At 41.6% G+C, this 493-nt stretch carries 1 protein-coding gene; it reads right to left on the reverse strand.

Annotation, left to right across the window (positions count from 1 at the left end):
* Positions 1–368, reverse strand: a 368-nt coding sequence (locus tag QCD85_RS23655; RefSeq protein WP_441005646.1) for a flagellin N-terminal helical domain-containing protein, incomplete at its 3' end; no start/stop codon positions are given.
* Positions 369–493: the final 125 nt, after the last annotated feature.

Consider the following 493-nt stretch of genomic DNA (forward strand, 5'->3'; position numbering starts at 1 on the left):
TTATCGATTTGTGTTCCCAACTCACCAAGCTCTTGGTTGATGTTCGATTTATCTGAAGAAGAGTACGTTCCACTTGCTTTCTGAACGTTCAATTCTTTCATACGAGTCAACATGGAGCTAACTTCGTTCATCGCACCCTCAGCTGTTTGTACATATGAGATACCATCTTGTGCATTACGAGAAGCTTGTTCTAGACCGCGAATCTGTCCACGCATAGATTCAGAGATTGAAAGACCAGCTGCATCATCTGCTGCACGGTTGATACGCATACCAGATGATAATTTCTCCATACTTTTGCTTGAAGATGCACTGTTCAGGTTCAAGTTACGTTGTGTGTTTAAAGCCGCAATATTGTGATTAATAATCATTTTAATTTCCTCCTTGAAGGTACGTTCCCACGTCCATGTGGTTTATTTGGCGCTACTCACGGGTCGATCGCCCCGCTTTACCGCTCTATTTATTATATCGACTCTTATACTTCGATTGTTTATAG

Source organism: Paenibacillus sp. PsM32 (assembly GCF_030433815.1).
GTDB classification, from domain to species: Bacteria; Bacillota; Bacilli; order Paenibacillales; family Paenibacillaceae; genus Saccharibacillus; species Saccharibacillus kyungheensis.